This is a genomic window from Nostoc sp. C117 (assembly GCF_043099735.1).
GTDB lineage: Bacteria > Cyanobacteriota > Cyanobacteriia > Cyanobacteriales > Nostocaceae > Nostoc.
Genome location: NZ_CP170991.1, coordinates 2,365,414 through 2,384,069, shown reverse-complemented (window position 1 = coordinate 2,384,069; position 18,656 = coordinate 2,365,414). Strand labels below are relative to the sequence as shown.

The following is an 18,656-nucleotide window of genomic DNA, read 5'->3' as shown; positions in this document are numbered from 1 at the left end:
TTTTGGGAAAATTCTGGTATCTGGTTACTCAACTTATCTACTAATTCAAGAAAAGTCCTAGGATTTCTTTTATAGTTTTGAGATTGTATCAGTAATATTTGAACCATTATTTGAGGATATTGTTCAAATAAATCACTAAGAAAATCATCTGGTGACTGTGCTTTTACATTCCAATAGTTTAAATCTTGAGGCTGAAAGTCTTTAAGATTTTTGGTAACAATAATCTCGGCTTTAGCAACTACAGCACCGACAAGAACATGACGATCTTTAGGATAATTGGGTAACTATAGATACATTTTTACCTGATGCCATTCCCTGCACCACTTGGCGTAATACAGCTGTTAAAAAATCGAAAAAATTGTAATTTATATAAAATAATTAATTTCCTTTTGTATCCTTAGCAATATACGAGAAGCAACACCAACTTGTTTCGCTTTATTTAACCAATCTTTGACCTGATTTTCATTTCCTAAAAAATAATCTGCTTTAGCAATGTAGCAACAACTATATGCGATATCAATGAGATCGTTACCTGCTTCTGTTAAAGGTAAAAGCATTTGTTTACCTTCACTATATCTACCTAATTCTATTAGAATAGCTCCTCTAGTTCCTTGAATAGTTTTAATATCACCAGCTAATGTCAGTGCTTGAAGAGACCAGGTATCAGCTTTTTGTAAATATTTCATTTGTTCGTGTTCAATAACAATTGAAACTAAAATATCAAGGATATATAGTTTGTCCCTTACTATCAATCGCTCGTTTATTACAATTGGCTCTAATAATTTAATTGCTTGATTAAAGTTTCGTTTATCAAATTCTACTTGAGCCTCATATAGTATTTGTAATGTTTTTAAATCATTGTTAAAAAAATCAATCGAAGAGTCATTTTTATTAATTGTGTATCTAGCCAAACCTAACTTTTTTTGAATAAATTGTTCATTGGTTTTAGTTAAAACATCAAGTACTTGCTTTCCATCATTTGAATGCTTTTGTCCGTATATAGTGAATTCTGATGGCAAAAGATTACCAATAATTAATAAAACCTCAAAAATAGCAAAAGCCTCTAAAATATATACATGATTTGCAAATATATAGTGTAAAATTCTCTGATTATAAATGCTAATAATTAATACAAGTAAGAAACAATTAATCATTGGCCCAGCTAAATACATAAATATCAGCTTAGGTTTGATGTTATGTAAGCTTAAATTAGATACATAAGTTATACCACCATTTGGCATAAGATTAAATTCAATTATTAAATTGGATAATTTAAAATCTAACATTCTTTTACCAGTTCCTATTTTCACTAAATATGGTTTCAAACCCATAATTTTAGCTGCTATAAAATGTCCCATTTCATGACAAAAAATTGAAAAGTAAGCCCATATATAAATTGAAAAGTAAGCCCCTATCAAAATCAACAATACTTTCATTTTAATCACAAATTACTCTTTGTTTATTAGTATTCCCAAATGATCAATTATTTTTTCAGTAAAAATACGATAAATAGATAATCAATTTGACACTCTTAAGGATTATTAAATTATTAGCTAATACAAACATTAGACAATAATAAAATGCTGATAAAACAGGATAAATTCTTATGTATCTTCGTCAAAAATACGTAAATTATTATTTATGGTTAATCAAACATACACAGCTGATGTCTTAGTTGTCGGTGGTGGAACCGGAGGCACCGCAGCTGCTATCCAAGCGGCGCGACGAGGAGCCAAAACGATTCTTGTGAGTGAATTTCCTTGGTTAGGAGGAATGCTAACTTCGGCTGGAGTATCTGCACCAGATGGTAACGAATTAGAAGCCTTTCAAACAGGGTTATGGGATGCCTTTTTGCAGGAATTGCGACAACGACAGCCCGGAGGATTAGATAACAGCTGGGTAAGCTTTTTTAGTTACGATCCCCGCATTGGGGCAGAGATTTTTGCCAATTGGGTGCAGGAATTGGCGAATCTGCATTGGATTTCTGGACAAGTACCTTTAGAGGTATTCCGACAAGGTGATTCTATTACTGGTGTCCGCTTTGCTGATTTTGCTGTAACAGCCAAAATTATTCTCGACGCCACAGAATTAGGAGATTTATTGGCTTTAGCTGAGATACCTTACCGCTGGGGCTGGGAATTGCAATCTGAGTGGGGAGAACCCAGCGCCCCAGTGACTTTTAACTCTTTAACCGAGAGATATCCGGTGCAAGCGCCCACTTATGTAGTGATTATGCAGGATTTTGGTGAAGCCGTTGCCCCAGAAATTCCGGCTACCCCTAACTATAATCCATCCCAGTTTACAGGTGCTTGGGATAACTATGGCGCTGAGACATTTTTAAATTATGGACGCTTGCCTGGCGATCGCTTCATGATTAATTGGCCAATCTGTGGCAATGACTACGGCGAAGGGGTTGAGCGACTGATAAAGTCAGACGTAGCCAGAGGTGAATTCATCCAAGAATCACGCTGGCACAGTCAAAATTTTGCCCATTTTATTCAAAATCAACTTGGCCGTCGCTATGGTTTAGCAAAACAAGTATTTCCTCACACGCCTACAGCTTTTGCACTACATCCCTATTACCGAGAAAGTCGGCGCTTAGTGGGAGTAACTACTGTCCGCGAACAGGATATTTTGCCTGTTGCCGGAAGTAGAGTTGCATCTATATTTAATGATGCGATCGCTGTTGGTAATTACGCCAACGATCATCATTACCCTGATGTTCAATTTCCACTACAACCGAAATCTATCCGTTGGGGCGGACGCTGGACTGGGACTCCTTTTACAATTCCTTACAGTTGTCTAATCCCAGCTACAACAGACGGTTTCTTGGTTTGTGAAAAGAATATTTCTGTCTCTCACATTGCCAATGGCGCAACCAGATTACAACCCGTGGTTATGGGCATTGGTCAAGCAGCAGGAATGGCAGCAGCCATGTGTGTTGAGTTAAACTGTCAGCCGAGGGATTTACCTGTCAGGGAGCTACAAGCGGCGTTATTACAAGACGATCGCGCTAGAGCCGTAATTATTCCTTTTTTTAATCTACCACCTAATCATTCGGATTGGCTGCACTGGCAACTGTATTACTTAAATAACCCACAAGCCTATCCAGCTAGTGGTAATTGCCCTTGGGCATCAAAGGATAAGTACTCTGATTCTACTTTTGACAAGGTATTAACCTCAGAAAATAACTGTTTCCAAGGTATTTTCTACCGGTTGGGTCAGCAGGAATACAGATTCACTGTTACTGCACCAGCCGCATATCAAGGTCAAAATTGGCAGCTTGTGACTTTGCGATCGTATATCAACGAGCAGTTACACGCTTATCCCCACGAACAATTAGTTACAGTGTGGGGTCGTCAGAATCACTTCAGTAATTGGTTCTTAGTCGAACATCTGGACGGAGTATAAGAAGACTTTATTTTCAGTAAAACACAATACTTTTTGACAAATTGTCCGGATATTCATCAAAAAGTTAAGTATCAGTGAAGTGGAGAGTTCCAAAATAGACATCTGCTATGCGTGCTGCCATTTCACTTTTAGTTTCGAGTCTGGTGTTCGGCCCCTTAGCTTCTAACTGCCAAGCAATGGTCAATCACTTATCCAGCGGAAAGTCTGTAGACGATTCTGCGGCTTCCCCCAGAGTGCGCGGGCTTTCAGCTCTGACTGTGCCAATACCAAGGGCAAAGAGAACTTTCCCAGAGAATCGGCTACTTTGTATGCCTAATTGGCAACAGTTGCTCTCGGCGGAATCTGAACAAAACACAGATGATGCGCCACGTCATCGCGGTAGTGGGCGCAGAGAAGTAACGCAAAAATTCGCAAATATCTATGCTGTTGTCTAACCACCGCAGAGTAATGCCTCTTTTTGCTAAGGAAACAAACGACCAGAAAACAGGATGTTGTGCTAACATTTCTCACACAGCTTTTCTGGCAGACATATATAGAGTTAACACACGAAAATCTTCAGCGATCGCTTAGTATTTCAACTGCAAGCTTTGTATATATAGTAGTTGGCATAAATTCTGGTAATGAAAAGGCAAATTAAATCAAATGCCTCAATCCACAGTATCACCAACTCCTCAAAAGCCACACAACTGTTACTCGTATTCCTGAGAACTCAATCCTCAACTGCTTTAGAAACAGATGTTACTTAGGTTATCAACTAATTTAAAATACATCTAATTCGGACATTTTGCTAATTGGGGAAACAACCTTAAGGTAACTTATCTTTATTCCCAAACAGGTTTTCTCACAGATTGAGTAGCTGCCAATCTACATCAACAAATAATTGTTCTTCGCTTTGACATCTGTTTGGTGTCCTTTGCCGAAGCTTGAAATCCCCTTCGCCTCATCTTCTCTAGGGCATTGGGCATTGGGCATGGGAAAGAGGCTACAGAAGCAGAGGAGATGGGGGCAGAAGGGAAAAACTTGCTGCAACTTCTCCTCTGTTTCTCTGCTCCCCCCACTCTCCTCTTTTCAAACGGTTGTTTTCTTGCGGTTATTTTCAATTCGCTGAATGCCGTTGAGGAACATCGGCACAAAATTCTCGAAAAACGCCTGTGGGTCGCGCTGCCAAGCTTTTTGTGCAACCTGAATCCTAGTAAATTGCAATTCAGGCGCTAACAAAGTTTGGGGTAAACGTTCCATTAGATACTGGGGACGCTGCCAAAGCGGCATGGTATTTGCTACTTCCACCAGGTTGGCAACTCGCCGCAGTTCGGCTCCCAAGGTGATATCCATTCCTGATTCAAACGCTGCCTGTTCGATAGCGGTATATTTTCGCTTGGCTTGCTCTACTTTTTGCCGATGTTCTGGACTTTTACGCGCTAGTTCTGCCAACCAACGGTTACCCCAGCGCACATGTCCTGCTTCCTCTGGCAATATTTTTGCAATTGTTTCCCGGATTTTAATATTTTCTTCGGTTTGTGACGCTTGCTTGAGAGCGTAAATGTGAGCAGAAAAATACTCACAACCCCGTTTTTCGGTGACGTTAATTGCAGCAAGAGAAGAAATGACAAAATCTTCAAGGCCTTGGACTGGATCTTGTTGTTCGCGATCGAGCAGGCGTTCAAATTCATTGATATAGGATGAACCAGGTGGTTTACCAATATCTGCTCCCAGTTCTGCTAATAAGTCAGTTAGCCACATGGCATGACGAGCTTCATCTGAGATGTGATGAGACAAATCCCGCACTAGTTCTCGTGGCTGTCCATTGAGTTGTTCGATTAAGTCAGTCAGGTCTTTGCAACTGCGCTGTTCGCTGTAGCGGTAGCGATTCAGGGTAATTAGATGGATTTCGCGATCGCATACCACCCGTTTCAAGATTTCCCTCGCACTTAAAGCATTCTGAAATTTATGTGGGTAGGTAACTGTCATCAGACTATGTAAAGTTTTATAAATCTGTATTTGATCGTAACTTAGTTTTTTGTAACTGCTGTATTAGTTCTCAATCAAAGAAAAAACTTCAAAGTTCAAAAAATAAATCACTCAATCTTCCCTCAAGTTTCAAACCTCAAAATATAAACTTTTGTAAAAATTGTTATCACTTATGAATAATGATTTTAATCACAAAACTGCCATAAAGGTTTGATAGCAAGCTTTACATCATTAAAATTCAAAAATTTAAAATCTAAATTTCTAATGAAAATGTAAAAACAGTAGCGTATGCTACAGATTTTTGTTATATTGAATTTATTGAAGAGTCCAAAATTATATATTCACCAAATAGAGAGGACTATGGTTATGTCTATCGCAGATAAATCTCGTGCGTTAATGGTGCGCGAACATCAACAAGTCAAAAATCGCCAACAATCAATGCTGATGCGTGCTGCACAAGAACTTGGTCTTCCTGAAGAAGCTTCCCACTACTGGAACCCCATTCAAGGGAAGGTAGATGCTAGCGCTCGGATGATGTACGGGTCAAGTCATGCTTCCATGAGTTAAAAGGTTGATTTTTTGAGTGAATGTCTCAACTGACAACTCTGAAAAAAAAAGCCACCCTCTACTCTAGGGTGGCAAACCTTGTTACTTTTTTAGATACGGCACTTAATTAAGCATCGTAATAGAGGTAAAACTCGTAGGGATGAGGACGTAGCTGCAATTGCTTGACTTCATTAGCTAGCTTGTAGTCAATCCAATTTTGGATAAAGTCTTCCGTGAAGACGCCTGATTCTGTTAAGAAGGCGTGATCGTTTTCCAGTGCTTCCAACGCCAGTTCTAAAGAACCTGGAGTTGAAGGAACCTTTGCCAGTTCTTCTGGAGAGAGTTCATAGATATTCTTATCTAGGGGTTCACCAGGATGGATTTTGTTCTTGATGCCATCGATACCAGCACAAAGCATTGCAGCAAATGCTAAGTAAGGGTTAGAAGTAGCATCTGGACAACGGAATTCTAAACGTTTGGCTTTGGGGTTAGTACCAGATAGAGGAATACGGATAGAAGCAGAACGGTTACCTTGGGAGTAAGCCAAGTTAACAGGTGCTTCATAACCAGGTACTAGGCGCTTGTATGAGTTGGTACTGGGATTAGTAATTGCCAACAGCGCTGGTGCGTGTTTGAGAAGCCCACCAATGTAGTACAACGCCATATCGCTCAAACCAGCATACTTATCACCTGCGAACAGGGGTTTACCATCTTTCCAGATGGACTGGTGACAGTGCATTCCAGAACCGTTGTCGCCAAAAATTGGTTTTGGCATGAAGGTGACGGTTTTGCCGTATTTCTTGGCAACGTTCTTGATGACATATTTGTAAATCATCAACCAGTCAGCCGCTTCGATCAACTTGCCAAACTTGAAACCTAATTCGCACTGACCACCAGTAGCGACTTCGTGGTGATGCTTTTCAATGGGTACACCCAATTGCGCCATCGTCAACAGCATCTCTGTACGGATATCTTGGAAAGAATCCGTCGGCGAAACAGGGAAGTAACCTTCTTTGAAGCGTGGTTTGTAACCCAAGTTGGGTTTTGCATCTGTACCGGCTTTACCAGAATTCCAAGCGCCTTCTTCGGAGTCTAAGAAGTAGTAGCCTTCGTTGGCGGTTTGGGCAAATCTAGCACTGTCAAAGATGAAGAACTCAGCTTCAGGACCAAAGAAGGCTGTATCACCAAGACCAGTGGAAACCAAGTAATCTATTGCTTTTTGGGCAATAACCCGTGGACAACGGTTGTACCATTCGCCTGTACGGGGTTCTTTGATACTACAAATTATACTTAGCGTTGGCTCTTCCATGAATGGGTCGATCCAAGCAGTGTTAGGGTCGAGTACCATCGTCATATCCGATTCGTTGATCGCTTTCCAACCCCGGATGCTGGAACCGTCAAAAGGTACGCCATCAGTGAATGCCGTCTCATCGATTTGGTTTTGGTACAGTGTGAGGTGCTGCCAAGTCCCTACTGTATCGATGAATTTGAGATCAATCAGCTGAATTTTTTCATCTTGAATTCTTTTCAGGACTTCTTGCGGTGTTGTCATTGTTACTCCTTCTCTACCAATTTCCTAAAGTAAACCAGAATCTTACATTGCATCCTAACCCTGCTGATCTCAATCAAGCCGTGACACACCAGAAATATCTTAAATACTAGACATTAGGGGATTTTGTAGTCTGTGTTACAGATATCTGGATTATCAGGTTATATTAACCTTTCGGCGATCATCTTTACAAAACTGGAAAGTTCATCATATAGGGGTCAACTTTGGCATAAAATCCTTAAATAGTGGATAAATTGTTTTTGTGCCAAATCTATATTTAAATAGCACAAAAATTTACTGGTGCCCAAGTGCAGCCAAATAAATATCAAACCATAAATAGCAAGGATTGGGAGAAGAAGGAATGCGCGATGCGGTAACAAGTTTAATTAAGAATTATGACTTAGCTGGTCGGTATTTTGACCGGAATGCACTCGATAGCCTGAAGTCTTACTTTGACAGTGGTACAGCACGAGTACAAGCGGCGGCAGCAATCAATTCTAATGCGGCTGCACTTGTCAAGCAAGCTGGTTTAAAGTTATATGAAGAACTACCAGAATTAATTCGTCCTGGTGGAAATTCTTATACAACTCGTCGTTATGCGGCTTGTCTGCGAGATTTAGACTACTACTTGCGTTACGCCACTTATGCGCTGGTTGCAGGAAATACAAATGTGTTGGATGAGCGTGTGCTACAAGGGCTGCGAGAAACTTACAATTCTCTAGGAGTACCTATTGGACCTACGGTTCGCGGTATCCAAATTCTCAAAGATTTGATTAAGGAACAAGTAGCAGCCGCAGGTGTGCTGAATACTGCTTTTGTGGATGAACCATTTGATCACATCACACGCGAGTTAAGCGAGATAGATATTTAGCATCTAGTCCTGTAACTAGAAATCGTAGAACTATACAAATAAAGTTCGCGTAAGTGGACTTAATATATATCGCACTTTGGCTTTATTGGCAAAGTGCGTTTATTTTTCTTAATAAAAAAATTATTTGTTGTATGACAAATTAATTGGTATTACAACGAGCATAACTACTGGGAAAATTTTATACCTGCTCTTATAATGTTTATTATTGATATAAATAATTTTTGGTAATAGTTCTATGAGTATTAATGATCTAGAATTTCTGCATGGTGCAGCTTTTCTTCGACTCCTCAAAGGAACATCTTATATCTCTATCAGTTATTTATCTTATATTCATTCATCTCTCTATACTATAAAAAGCTCAAATCAAGAATCAGCTATACTATTTAAAATATCAAAAAAACCTACTTCTTCATGGTCATTTAGCTTCAGTTCACAGGAAGAAAATGCACTGACAATATTTCGTGAAACTTATCCTGATGTCAAACTTTTTATAGCGTTGATTTGTCATCGCGATGGCGTTTGTTGTCTATCAGAACAACAACTATGGAAAATTATTGATCCTAGTGAGGGTTTAGGCAAGCAGCGTGTTTCTGTAAAAAGAGAACTAAGAGGGAGTTATTATGTTAAAGGTACGGGGAGAGTTCCCTTAGAGCAGACAGTCCCTCAAAATAATTGGCCTGACGTAATTTTATCAACATCAAATAACCTATGACATCCACTCAGATTAAAACTAATGGCGACTGTATTGACAGATTAATTAAGAGATTAGAGAAACAAATCGGACAAAAAGAAGCAAGTAAGCTTAAAGAAACGGCTATTGAAGTTGTACAAAATTGTGTCAAATTTTATTCAGAAAATTTCGGTTATGGTGATGTGGGGGAAAATAGTACGGGTTTAGTGAGCTAACCCTATAAGGGACAAGACCCTATTCCTAATGGTACAACTGGACTTATTTATGGTCGAGTTTAAAGTGGTAAAACTAACACAACTATTGCAACTTTAGCCCTGGCTCATGAAAATAATTTTCGTTGTTTTATTGTCTTAACCTCTGATAATACATGGTTAGGAAAACAAACTGCTAATCGTTTCAATAATCAAGTTCAAGACGACCCTGTTTTTTTTTGATTGGGAAGAATGGAAAAAAGACCCTGATGGTTTTGCAGATACGAAAGTTGCACCTTATATAAAAGATACAGATATAGGTGTTGTATTAGTTTCAACAAAAAATGGTCATCACCTGGATAATTTATTGAAGGTTTTAAAAGCAGCAAAAGTCAAAGGTGTTCCTACCTTAATTTTTGATGATGAAGCGGATAACGCTAGTTTAAATACGAATGAATCTAAACAAGCTAAAAAAGGAAAAAATGCAATTGATGATAGTAAAATTTTTGAGACTATAGGTAAAATTCGTCAAGAGGTTGCTAATCATATTTATATTCAAATCACAGCAACTCCCCAAAGTTTATTATTACAAAGTCTCCCTCATCCTTGTAAGCCAAAATTCTGTGCAGCATTACCAGAGCCGGGAGATAGTTATATGGGAGGAGAGTTATTTTTTGCTGAGAACAGTAAATACTGTTGTATTGTAGATGCTGAAGAAATTAACCAATTAAAGAAACAAAAAGGTGCTATAAATCCAGGTAATAAATGGATAATTCCTGATGGATTAAGACTTGCACTTTGTTCCTTCTTCTTAGGTTCAACTTACAAAATGTTATCTTCTCAAAAAGAAGATGAGAAATATTCTTTTCTTGCTCATGTTTGTTATAAACAAGATATCCATAGTGTATTAGAAAAGGTGATTACTCAATTTGTAATTAATTTAGATAAAGCAATTCGAGAAAAGAGTTCAGATACAGAAAATAAGCAAGCCCAAAAATGGTTAGAAGAAGCTTATAAAGAGTTAAAACAAACGGCTAATAACTTACCTCCATTGATTGAATTAATAAATGAGTTAAAAATTCAACTAAGAAACGCAATTCATACTAAAACAATTAATGCAAATAATCCCGAAAAAGAACCTAATTATAATCCTGGTATGAATATCTTAATAGGAGGAAATAGATTAGGTAGAGGTGTAACAATTGATGGTTTAATGGTAACTTATTATGGGCGTGATGCAAAACAAAAAGTAATGGATACGGTTCATCAACATGCTCGAATGTATGGTTATCGTCCACAACTAAAAGATGTAACTCGTCTCTTTATAGCAGAACATATACTAGACGCTTTTCGTTCTATTCACGAAGCGGATGAAGCTATGCGTCAAGCAATTGGAGATGATATTCATAATATTAAACTTCAGCCTGTTTGGATAGGAGGAAACCTAAAACCAACTCGTTCTAATGTTTTAGATCCTTCAGTCATTAATGTCTTAGTACCAGGTTCATTAGTTTTTCCTCAAAATCCAGCCTATAAAAAAGAAGAAATCGAGGATAATTTTAAAGAAATTGAGAAACTTTTAATAAATTATCAAGATAATAATCAATATTATGAAACTGATATAGACTTTATCATTAAACTACTCAATTATACAAAAAGTCATTATATCTTCTCAGAAAAATGGGAAGATAAACGTATTATCAAAGGATTAACAAATATAAAATCACAAGGTATGACAAAGGGTCGTTTAAATGTTCGTAGAGGTGAAAGAAATAATAATCAAGGATTAGACATGACGAGAAAAGACCCTTTTGAGTGGATGTTTGGCTTCGGATCAGGTAGGTGGTCATTAGAGGCTAAAGAGAAATATCCCGATGTCCCAACGTTAATTGTTTGCTATCAAAAAGGTGAAAAAAGCAAGAAATGGGATGGTCATCCTATATATCTACCTATGTTAGTTTTACCTAAACAAAAATTTGTTTTAATGTTTAATTATGATGAAGATGAATAGGTGATATTTTGAATTGGCGATCGCGCCTCTGTAAAAAAGTTTTGCTAGATTAAAGCTGTGTTTATGGAGCTATCTTTCGACTAATGCCAGCCAGAGACATCTACCACGCCGCAGTCATTAAAGCACTTATAGCAGATGGTTGGACAATAACCAACGATCCCTTATACCTCGCTTATGGGGGTAGAGAACTTTACGTAGATATTGGAGCAGAAAGAGTTACCATTGCTGCTGAGAGAGATAATCAAAAAATAGCTGTTGAAATCAAAAGTTTTCTGAGTCCTTCTCCCGTAAGTGACCTCCAGGAAGCTGTAGGACAGTATGAAATTTATCGCAGCGTGCTTAAAGAACTACAACCAAAACGCCAACTTTATTTAGCAGTTCCCAAGCGAGTCTATGAAGGTATATTTTCTGAACGCTTTGGTCAGCTAATTCTTAATAGTATAGGAATAAACCTAATTGTCTTTGACGAGCAACTAGAGAGGATTATCAGATGGATAAGCTAGCTCGATATCGTGAAATTATTCGTCAGTTGATATTTGACTATGCAACTCATAAGCCTGCTAACGGTCAAATAGAAACAGAAGCAGTCATTGACTCGGAGCGAGATCACTATGAAGTGTTACATATTGGCTGGGATGGAGTGCGCCGCGTACATGGTTCGGTGGTACATATAGATATTATTAATGATAAAGTGTGGATTCAATATGATGGTACTTCCCAGCCAGTAGCAGAGGCATTATTAGAAGCGGGTATCTTGCGCGAAGATATTGTTTTGGGTTTCCATCCCGCTGAACTACGGCAATATACGGATTTTGCTGTATCTTAATTATCTTTAATTGTGTATTCTCGAAGAAGAAATAAGTTAGGGCGATCGCACTTTTGTCTGAGCTGTCAAAGGGCGATCCTCCACAAAGTATGGAATTACTTTTGATGGAGGAATTTTGATCGCACTTTGGTTTTTGTTGTCAAGGGGCATTTACTTTTATTAATTAAATATATGCAAAGAATTATTTGTTGTATCCCAAATTGTGCAGTTGTACTCGTAAATGCTGTATGTTTTGAAAATAACCTAAATGCGTTTCCAAAAATAACTGGGCAAAAACTAAATTATTAATCCTATGGGGAATTTCCTTTTCCTATACCCCTATACCAAGCAACAACGAGATTGCAACGCTTGTTTAAGTAGCATTTGATATTCTTCATCCCCAACTCGATAAGCACCAAATCTTTCCAAATGCGGATTCATCATTTGGGCATCAAAAAACACAAATTTCCTCTGACGCAATCTTTCCACCAACTTGACCATTGCGACTTTTGAACCTTCGGGAATGCGGTAAAACATTGACTCGCCAATAAAAGCGCCGCCAATCACAATCCCTAAAATTCCCCCAGCTAGTTCGTCACCTTGCCAAGTTTCAAAACTATAAGCATAACCATTCTGGTAAAGTAGCCAGTAAATCTTTTCCAATTCTGGTGAAATCCAAGTTGTCTCTCTGTCAGCACACCCAGCCACCACAGCTTGGAAGTCCCGGTTAATATCCACAGTAAACCGCTCTTGATTCAGGACACGCTGCAAAGACTTGGGGTAACGAAACCGCTCATCCAAAGGAATCAAAGTCCGATCGCGACTTCCGTACCAACTCAGGCGATCGCGCTCATCAGCCATGAGAAAATAGCCTTGTGCATAACCTTGAATAATAGCAGCGATATCATATTGCATAAATAAATATAAAAAACAGTAGAGAAACGCAATTTGATGCTAACAATCATTCTCTGCGTTCCTCTGCGTTTCCCTTAGCGTTCCTTTGCGTTTAAAAATATGACTCAACCAATTCCACCAATCACCCTACCACCGCCTGAAAATGCCCTACTCGAAGGAGAATGGTTACGAGAGCGTTTACTGCGGTGGCTAGATACAGAATTTATCCCCGAAGCAGTCAACCAAAAGATTGCTCAACGAGCCGCCCAGATTTTTGTTCGTCAACGGATGGAAGGAGAAAACGACCTTGGTTCTCTGGTAATTGCCATTGTCACAGAGATGCAGTCGTATGATTTTTCCAATAGTTTTTATGGAGAGTTTGCGATCGCCAACGCCGTCAGCGATCTACTCTTAGAAAGCCTGGGAATTGATAAGTGTTGTGGTCAATAATTTTTGTCATTTGTCATTTGTCCTTTGCAAATGACCAATGACCAATCACTAATGATTCTTGATTACCAACTAGACTTAACAACTCCAGGTAAAAGACCTTCATGCGCCCATTCACGCAGCACGTTCCGAGAAAGTCCAAAATCGCGGTAAACACCTCTAGAACGACCAGTCAACCAGCAACGATTGCGGTGGCGGGTGGGCGCACTATTCCGAGGTAGCTGTTGAATCTTCCGGTGGATTTCCAGCTTATCTAGAGGAGATGCTGCACTTCTGAACTCATCCAGAAGAGCTTCTCGCTTGTCAGCATACTTTTCTATTAATCTGGTGCGCTTTTTCTCGCGCTCAATCATGCTCTTTTTTGCCATATATTCTCTAGCTTAATTTAAAGACAGCATTTTCCATTCTACAATCTCTACATCAATTCTGGTTGCCCTTACTTATTAGCAGTGGGGCATAAATCGGCCAGTTCACAAGCAATGCAGACGGGAGAGCGGGCTTTACAGATAGCCCGACCATGATAAATCAGCCGAATTGACCAATTTTCCCAATCTGCTTGCGGCAATAAACCCATTAAATCTTGTTCAATGCGAACGGGTTCTTTTGCTTGAGTTAAACCCAAACGTTGACTGAGGCGCTTGACGTGAGTATCTACTGTCACTCCAGCATTAATGCCATAAGCATGAGCGAGGACTACATTTGCAGTTTTGCGCGCCACCCCTGGAAGTTTTAACAACTGTTCCATTTCGTTGGGGACAACAGAGTTAAACTCACTCACAATCATTCGACAAGCGCCTTGAATGTTCTTAGCTTTATTGCGATAAAACCCAGTTGAACGCACCAAGTTTTCTAATTCTACTAAATCGGCGATCGCTAAACTAGCTGCATCCGGAAACCGACCGAATAAATCTGGTGTCACTTTATTCACCCGCTCATCAGTACACTGAGCCGAGAGAATAGTTGCTACCAAAAGTTGTACTGGTGTTGAGTAGTTCAAAGAGCAAGTAGCATCTGGATAAAGACGCTTCAGACGAGCTAAAATTTCTAGCGATCGCTGCTTTAAAGGTGAAACTTTCTCTTTCCTACTCCCCACTCCCTACTCCCTATTTTTACTGAAATAACTTTTGTACCCACTCCAACTGGCTAGTTAATTGGGTAGTTTCTTTGACTATCAGAAAAATTCCTAGTCCTAAAAGTAACACCAAACCAGTTTGCATCACACCTTCTTGAATCCTTGCAGGCACAGGTTTACCGCGCAAACCTTCAATTAGCAGAAAAGCCAGTTGTCCGCCATCTAAAGCTGGTAAAGGCAAAATATTGATGATCGCCAAGTTAATACTGATAATTGCCGCAAAAGATAACAGATTTGCGCTATTGTCAGCAGCTAATTGTGCGCCTATTTTGACAATTTTAACTGGCCCAGAAACTTGTCCAACAGTTTGTTGAAAGTTAGTAATTAACTGCCCAAAACCACTGAGTGTCCCAACAAATAATTGTTGAAATCTGTTAGCAGCAATGCCGAAAATTTCAAAAGGACTATTAGGACGGCGATAAACTGCTGTAGCATTTGGACTAAGTGCCACACCAATTACACCTTTGCCATCAGCACCCAATTTTGGTGTTAATTTCAGGGATTGTTCTTGTTTTTGACGCTGAATTTTTAGGTCAATTTGCTGATTGGGATGAGTTTGAATTTCTTTTGTCAGCAAAGTAGTTGCCTTTTCAGAAGCGGGGAGTTCCTGACCGTTCACAGCCAGAATAACATCTCCTTCTCTAATCCCTGCTTGATAAGCAATAGATTCTTCATTAACAGGCTGTACAGTGACACCACCTTGATAGTTTAATTCCTTGGGAATCCCGACAATACCCAATTGCAAAGCTAGTACTAAGTAGGCAAATATTAAATTTGCGATCACTCCGGCACTGATGACGATCGCCCGGTCTAAAATTGGACGGTTACGCAGCAAATTTGGGTCATTGGGTGGAATATCGCTATCGGGGTCATCATCGGGAAAGCCGACAAAGCCGCCCAAGGGAAAGGCGCGGACAGCGTATTCCGTTTGTGAACCTTGGTACTTCCAAAGAACTGGGCCAAAACCCAAAGAAAAACGGTTAACCAGAATGCCTTGAGAACGTGCTGCAACAAAATGTCCCAACTCGTGTACCAAGATCAAAACAGCCAAGACTGCGATCGCTGCTAAAACTGACATAGAGCAAATTTGTGAAGATATTAAGCTATATACTTATTTCCATTCTAATTGGGCATTGAGTATTGGGTATTAGTCATTAGTCATTGGTCATAGTTCGATTTTTCGTATCTGGTTCTACCGTCTAAAGCTAGTAGTGGCCTGTCAAGGCTTTAATGTTGCAAAAAAATTGTAGGTTGGGTGGAGGCTTTGCGTAACCCAACATTCTGATATGTGTTGGGTTGCGCTCCGCTCCACCCAACCTACATCTAATGCTATATACTTATTTCCATTCTAATTGGGCATTGGGCATAGGCAATACGGTTCGGTTGAGGTTTTTTGATGAAATTTGTAGAGACGGCGATTTCTCGCGTCTCTTGCCTTTGCTATTCAAAGCACAAATGACCAATGACCAATAACAAATTACAAAACTTCACGCCCTAAATAAGTTTGCAACACTTCTGGTATCCTCACAGTCCCATCGGGTTGTTGATAATTCTCCAAAATTGCTGCCATCGTCCTTCCCACCGCCAAACCCGAACCATTGAGAGTATGCACAAACTGGGTACCTTTCTTCCCCGCCTCTTTGAAGCGAATATCAGCCCGTCGCGCCTGGAAATCTATAGTATTGGAACAGCTAGAAATTTCCCGATATTTGCCAGAAGAGGGTAACCAAACCTCTAAATCATAAGTTTTGGTAGAGGCAAATCCCAAATCTCCAGTACTTAAATTTACTACTCGATAAGGCAACCGCAACGCCTGTAAAATTGCTTCTGCATTCCCTACCAATTTCTCGAGTTCATCAAAAGACGTACTGGGTTCGACAAATTTCACCATTTCCACCTTGTTAAATTGATGCAGGCGAATTAAACCCCGCATATCCCGCCCGTAACTACCAGCTTCCCGGCGAAAACAGGGAGTAAAAGCACAGTGATAGATAGGCAAATCTTCAGCGGCGAGAATTTCACCTCGATAGAGATTTGTAACTGGAACCTCCGCCGTCGGAATCAGCCACAAGTTATCATCAGCGCATTTAAAGCTTTCTTCAGCAAATTTGGGTAACTGACCAGTTGCTGTCAAAGACTCAGTATTCACTAACAAGGGCGGACTGACTTCCACATACCCGGCTTGAGTATGGACAGTCAGCATAAATTGAATTAATGCCCTCTCCAATGCCGCACCAGCCCCTATCAATGTCACAAATCGACTCTGGGCAACTTTCACAGCTCGCTCAACATTGAGAATACCTAGCTTTTCCCCTATTTCCCAGTGAGGCAGAATATTCGGATTTTGGGGAATATACTCATCACCCCAACGGCGCACTTCTACGTTATCTTCCTCACTTTTACCAAGGGGTGTAGACTCGCTTGGTAAATTCGGAAGTGCCAAAACAAGTTGGGCAATTTCAGCTTTGAGGTTTTTTTCCTGGGGTTCCAGTTCGCTCAACGTAGCTTTGAGAGAGTTACCTTCATCCCGCAAAGCTTGAATTTCTGGGTCTTGAGGGTTAATACCAGATTTAAGCTTTTGCCCAACAATTTTACCAATTTCGTTGCTACGGGCTTGAAGTTGACTCCGTGTCCCCTCAAGTTCCCGTTGTTGCCGATCTAACTTTAATATCGGTTCTATGTCGTATTTACCACTACGACTGTTCAATCTTTCTTGAATTAATTGGGGATTTTCCCGTATTTGCTTAATATCCAGCACAGATTTTCTTAGTTTCTAACTTAGAATTTTCTTGTAAATACAGTTAACACATAAGCATCCAGCATATATTAATTTTGGTTTGGTGTGACTGGAAAAGCAAAGTTTTTTAGAAAAATCAGTTTTAAGCTCTTAGCAAAATTTTCCCCTAGCATCACAGCCAGGGCTACAAAAGCAGATAATCGGTTTAATTAATCACGAACTAGTATTTTGAGTTACTGCCGTTTCAGTAATCTGAGCGAGACTCTGAGCATTACTATTCATGTTATTTGCTGCTGCAAATGTCCTTTGAGTGATATTTGGTGCTTCCTTCTCGTCTTTAATTTGTCCAGGTGAAGGTAACCAGTATGCAAGTACGCTTGATAAACCACCCCAGTAAAGGGCAATATTATTGTCGTCCCCTCCTGAGCCAAGCTTGAAAATGCACAGCCCCAGCACAATGCTACTAAAGAAAACCTGTACAGCAAATCTCCAAGTTTCTTGATTAAATTTCCGTGCTGGTTGATTTTTTGTAGTGTAAAACTGATTTTTCATGGTGTAAAACTTCCAAAAAAGGTGTTTATCATTCCTATGCCACTTTTGAGGCGGATGTTTTTTTCAAATAATCTATAGTTTTCTTCACACCTTCTACTATTTATTACGGAAACATAGGATATAATTTACCAATTAATTTCCTAAATATAATAAAAACCCGGGGAAATTACTTACTATCCCCGACTTGCGCTTCTTAAGCTTATTAAGCTCGGTTGATGCGATTCAGTAGCCAAAGTGACCCCACAAGCCCTGCAAAGTGAGCTGAGACAGTGTTGGTGTTTGCCTGTACCACAAGCATATCTAAACCGCTAATAATTCGGGTGGGGTCAAAAAGTTGGGTAGTTACCGCTTGGGGAGATATGGATCTTGCTACCAGCGTACCAACGATCGCCTGCGCTCCTAAAAGAGTCACCAGCGTTCCCCCTAAATTCACCCACAGTCCTAAGCGTAATACCTGCACAGTCTCGCTTTTCCGAGGGCGGTTACTAGGGTTGGAAGATTCAAGTTGCTTGCCAATTCTGGTGTAACGGTAAGCTAAATAAATCCCACCACCCAAAACAACTAGTCCACAAACAGCTAAAAATACACCAAAGCCAGTCCCCGCATTATTACTGGGACTACCAGCTTTCTGACTAAAGATGGCGAACAGCAACACAATTATGCCAGAAACAACACCTAGTACTAGCTGAATCCAAAAGCTAATCCAACCTATAAGGCGAAAAGTTTGGGCAATTGCCCGGAGAGTAGATGAAGATGATGGGGCATCGGGAGTTTGTGACATACTGTTTACAAATGTGCTAAGTGCTTTTAAGGGAAACGAAGACATGGGGACAAGGGAGATATCAATGCAA

General features: G+C 39.7%; 20 protein-coding genes. 10 read left to right on the top strand and 10 right to left on the bottom strand.

Features of this window, described 5'->3' with window-relative positions; genetic code table 11:
- Positions 1–365 precede the first annotated feature (365 nt).
- Positions 366–1,436 (bottom strand): M50 family metallopeptidase, encoded by a 1,071-nt coding sequence (locus tag ACFG4S_RS10885; protein WP_392535959.1) that lies wholly within the window; start codon positions 1,434–1,436, stop codon positions 366–368.
- A gap of 205 nt (positions 1,437–1,641) precedes the next feature.
- On the opposite strand from ACFG4S_RS10885, the gene ACFG4S_RS10880 reads away from it, so the two are divergent.
- Together ACFG4S_RS10880 and patX are read left to right on the top strand one after the other, a co-directional pair.
- Positions 1,642–3,411 carry an FAD-dependent oxidoreductase gene (locus ACFG4S_RS10880; RefSeq protein ID WP_392534802.1) on the top strand — a complete coding sequence of 590 codons (1,770 nt, stop codon included), beginning with the start codon at positions 1,642–1,644 and terminating at the stop codon, positions 3,409–3,411.
- 107 nt (positions 3,412–3,518) lie between these two features.
- Positions 3,519–3,845, top strand: coding sequence for a heterocyst-inhibiting protein PatX (gene patX / locus ACFG4S_RS10875; RefSeq protein ID WP_392534801.1), 327 nt, complete (start codon positions 3,519–3,521; stop codon positions 3,843–3,845).
- 634 nt (positions 3,846–4,479) lie between these two features.
- Here patX and ACFG4S_RS10870 read toward each other — a convergent pair.
- Positions 4,480–5,379 carry a ferritin-like domain-containing protein gene (locus tag ACFG4S_RS10870; RefSeq protein WP_392534800.1) on the bottom strand — a complete coding sequence of 300 codons (900 nt, stop codon included), beginning with the start codon at positions 5,377–5,379 and terminating at the stop codon, positions 4,480–4,482.
- A 366-nt stretch (positions 5,380–5,745) separates the two neighbouring features.
- Here ACFG4S_RS10870 and ACFG4S_RS10865 point away from each other — a divergent pair, with 366 nt between their 5' ends.
- Positions 5,746–5,946, top strand: a complete 201-nt coding sequence (locus ACFG4S_RS10865; protein WP_392534799.1) for a hypothetical protein — start codon at positions 5,746–5,748, stop codon at positions 5,944–5,946.
- 106 nt (positions 5,947–6,052) lie between these two features.
- Here ACFG4S_RS10865 and glnA read toward each other — a convergent pair whose 3' ends face one another.
- Positions 6,053–7,477 carry a type I glutamate--ammonia ligase gene (gene glnA / locus ACFG4S_RS10860; protein ID WP_392534798.1) on the bottom strand — a complete coding sequence of 475 codons (1,425 nt, stop codon included), beginning with the start codon at positions 7,475–7,477 and terminating at the stop codon, positions 6,053–6,055.
- A gap of 358 nt (positions 7,478–7,835) precedes the next feature.
- On the opposite strand from glnA, the gene apcB reads away from it, so the two are divergent.
- From apcB to ACFG4S_RS10830, 6 genes are all read left to right on the top strand, one after another.
- A complete protein-coding gene (gene apcB, locus ACFG4S_RS10855; protein WP_392534797.1) occupies positions 7,836–8,345 on the top strand; it encodes an allophycocyanin subunit beta in 510 nt (169 codons plus the stop codon).
- 235 nt (positions 8,346–8,580) lie between these two features.
- Positions 8,581–9,057, top strand: coding sequence for a hypothetical protein (locus ACFG4S_RS10850; RefSeq protein ID WP_392534796.1), 477 nt, complete (start codon positions 8,581–8,583; stop codon positions 9,055–9,057).
- Complete coding sequence (locus ACFG4S_RS10845) at positions 9,054–9,251, top strand: hypothetical protein (RefSeq protein ID WP_392534795.1); 198 nt, start codon at positions 9,054–9,056, stop codon at positions 9,249–9,251. Before ACFG4S_RS10850 ends, ACFG4S_RS10845 begins: the two co-directional genes overlap by 4 nt.
- A gap of 343 nt (positions 9,252–9,594) precedes the next feature.
- Entirely contained in the window at positions 9,595–11,238 is a 1,644-nt protein-coding gene (locus ACFG4S_RS10840) for a Z1 domain-containing protein (protein WP_392534794.1), read from the top strand.
- Between the two features lie 83 nt (positions 11,239–11,321).
- Positions 11,322–11,741: an element excision factor XisH family protein gene (locus ACFG4S_RS10835; protein WP_392534793.1), complete on the top strand. Its 420-nt coding sequence runs from the start codon at positions 11,322–11,324 to the stop codon at positions 11,739–11,741.
- The gene (locus tag ACFG4S_RS10830) at positions 11,729–12,064 is read left to right on the top strand and encodes a XisI protein (protein ID WP_334805129.1); all 336 of its coding nucleotides are present in this window, start codon (positions 11,729–11,731) and stop codon (positions 12,062–12,064) included. Before ACFG4S_RS10835 ends, ACFG4S_RS10830 begins: the two co-directional genes overlap by 13 nt.
- A 318-nt stretch (positions 12,065–12,382) precedes the next feature.
- On the opposite strand, the gene aat is transcribed toward ACFG4S_RS10830, so the two are convergent.
- The gene (gene aat / locus ACFG4S_RS10825; protein WP_392534792.1) at positions 12,383–12,958 is read right to left on the bottom strand and encodes a leucyl/phenylalanyl-tRNA--protein transferase; all 576 of its coding nucleotides are present in this window, start codon (positions 12,956–12,958) and stop codon (positions 12,383–12,385) included.
- Between the two features lie 99 nt (positions 12,959–13,057).
- On the opposite strand from aat, the gene ACFG4S_RS10820 reads away from it, so the two are divergent.
- Positions 13,058–13,387 (top strand): hypothetical protein, encoded by a 330-nt coding sequence (locus ACFG4S_RS10820; protein WP_392534791.1) that lies wholly within the window; start codon positions 13,058–13,060, stop codon positions 13,385–13,387.
- 62 nt (positions 13,388–13,449) lie between these two features.
- On the opposite strand, the gene rpsN is transcribed toward ACFG4S_RS10820, so the two are convergent.
- From rpsN to ACFG4S_RS10790, 6 genes are all read right to left on the bottom strand, one after another.
- A complete protein-coding gene (gene rpsN / locus ACFG4S_RS10815; protein WP_114081875.1) occupies positions 13,450–13,752 on the bottom strand; it encodes a 30S ribosomal protein S14 in 303 nt (100 codons plus the stop codon).
- Between the two features lie 68 nt (positions 13,753–13,820).
- The gene (nth, locus tag ACFG4S_RS10810) at positions 13,821–14,477 is read right to left on the bottom strand and encodes an endonuclease III (protein ID WP_392534790.1); all 657 of its coding nucleotides are present in this window, start codon (positions 14,475–14,477) and stop codon (positions 13,821–13,823) included.
- Between the two features lie 16 nt (positions 14,478–14,493).
- Positions 14,494–15,594 (bottom strand): RIP metalloprotease RseP, encoded by a 1,101-nt coding sequence (rseP, locus tag ACFG4S_RS10805; RefSeq protein WP_392534789.1) that lies wholly within the window; start codon positions 15,592–15,594, stop codon positions 14,494–14,496.
- A 399-nt stretch (positions 15,595–15,993) separates the two neighbouring features.
- Positions 15,994–17,274, bottom strand: a complete 1,281-nt coding sequence (serS, locus tag ACFG4S_RS10800; protein WP_392534788.1) for a serine--tRNA ligase — start codon at positions 17,272–17,274, stop codon at positions 15,994–15,996.
- A 192-nt stretch (positions 17,275–17,466) separates the two neighbouring features.
- On the bottom strand, positions 17,467–17,805 hold the full coding sequence (locus ACFG4S_RS10795) for a hypothetical protein (protein WP_392534787.1): 339 nt from the start codon (positions 17,803–17,805) through the stop codon (positions 17,467–17,469).
- A gap of 202 nt (positions 17,806–18,007) precedes the next feature.
- The gene (locus tag ACFG4S_RS10790) at positions 18,008–18,586 is read right to left on the bottom strand and encodes a DUF3611 family protein (protein ID WP_392534786.1); all 579 of its coding nucleotides are present in this window, start codon (positions 18,584–18,586) and stop codon (positions 18,008–18,010) included.
- Positions 18,587–18,656: the final 70 nt, after the last annotated feature.

Excerpts from the sequence above, each read along its gene's own strand:
- ACFG4S_RS10885 (WP_392535959.1), bottom strand. The coding sequence starts at position 1,436 with ATGAAAGTATTGTTGATTTTGATAGGGGCTTACTTTTCAATTTATATA.
- ACFG4S_RS10880 (WP_392534802.1), top strand. The coding sequence starts at position 1,642 with ATGGTTAATCAAACATACACAGCTGATGTCTTAGTTGTCGGTGGTGGA.
- patX (WP_392534801.1), top strand. The coding sequence starts at position 3,519 with ATGCGTGCTGCCATTTCACTTTTAGTTTCGAGTCTGGTGTTCGGCCCC.
- ACFG4S_RS10870 (WP_392534800.1), bottom strand. The coding sequence starts at position 5,379 with ATGACAGTTACCTACCCACATAAATTTCAGAATGCTTTAAGTGCGAGG.
- ACFG4S_RS10865 (WP_392534799.1), top strand. The coding sequence starts at position 5,746 with ATGTCTATCGCAGATAAATCTCGTGCGTTAATGGTGCGCGAACATCAA.
- glnA (WP_392534798.1), bottom strand. The coding sequence starts at position 7,477 with ATGACAACACCGCAAGAAGTCCTGAAAAGAATTCAAGATGAAAAAATT.
- apcB (WP_392534797.1), top strand. The coding sequence starts at position 7,836 with ATGCGCGATGCGGTAACAAGTTTAATTAAGAATTATGACTTAGCTGGT.
- ACFG4S_RS10850 (WP_392534796.1), top strand. The coding sequence starts at position 8,581 with ATGAGTATTAATGATCTAGAATTTCTGCATGGTGCAGCTTTTCTTCGA.
- ACFG4S_RS10845 (WP_392534795.1), top strand. The coding sequence starts at position 9,054 with ATGACATCCACTCAGATTAAAACTAATGGCGACTGTATTGACAGATTA.
- ACFG4S_RS10835 (WP_392534793.1), top strand. The coding sequence starts at position 11,322 with ATGCCAGCCAGAGACATCTACCACGCCGCAGTCATTAAAGCACTTATA.
- ACFG4S_RS10830 (WP_334805129.1), top strand. The coding sequence starts at position 11,729 with ATGGATAAGCTAGCTCGATATCGTGAAATTATTCGTCAGTTGATATTT.
- aat (WP_392534792.1), bottom strand. The coding sequence starts at position 12,958 with ATGCAATATGATATCGCTGCTATTATTCAAGGTTATGCACAAGGCTAT.
- ACFG4S_RS10820 (WP_392534791.1), top strand. The coding sequence starts at position 13,058 with ATGACTCAACCAATTCCACCAATCACCCTACCACCGCCTGAAAATGCC.
- rpsN (WP_114081875.1), bottom strand. The coding sequence starts at position 13,752 with ATGGCAAAAAAGAGCATGATTGAGCGCGAGAAAAAGCGCACCAGATTA.
- rseP (WP_392534789.1), bottom strand. The coding sequence starts at position 15,594 with ATGTCAGTTTTAGCAGCGATCGCAGTCTTGGCTGTTTTGATCTTGGTA.
- ACFG4S_RS10795 (WP_392534787.1), bottom strand. The coding sequence starts at position 17,805 with ATGAAAAATCAGTTTTACACTACAAAAAATCAACCAGCACGGAAATTT.
- ACFG4S_RS10790 (WP_392534786.1), bottom strand. The coding sequence starts at position 18,586 with ATGTCACAAACTCCCGATGCCCCATCATCTTCATCTACTCTCCGGGCA.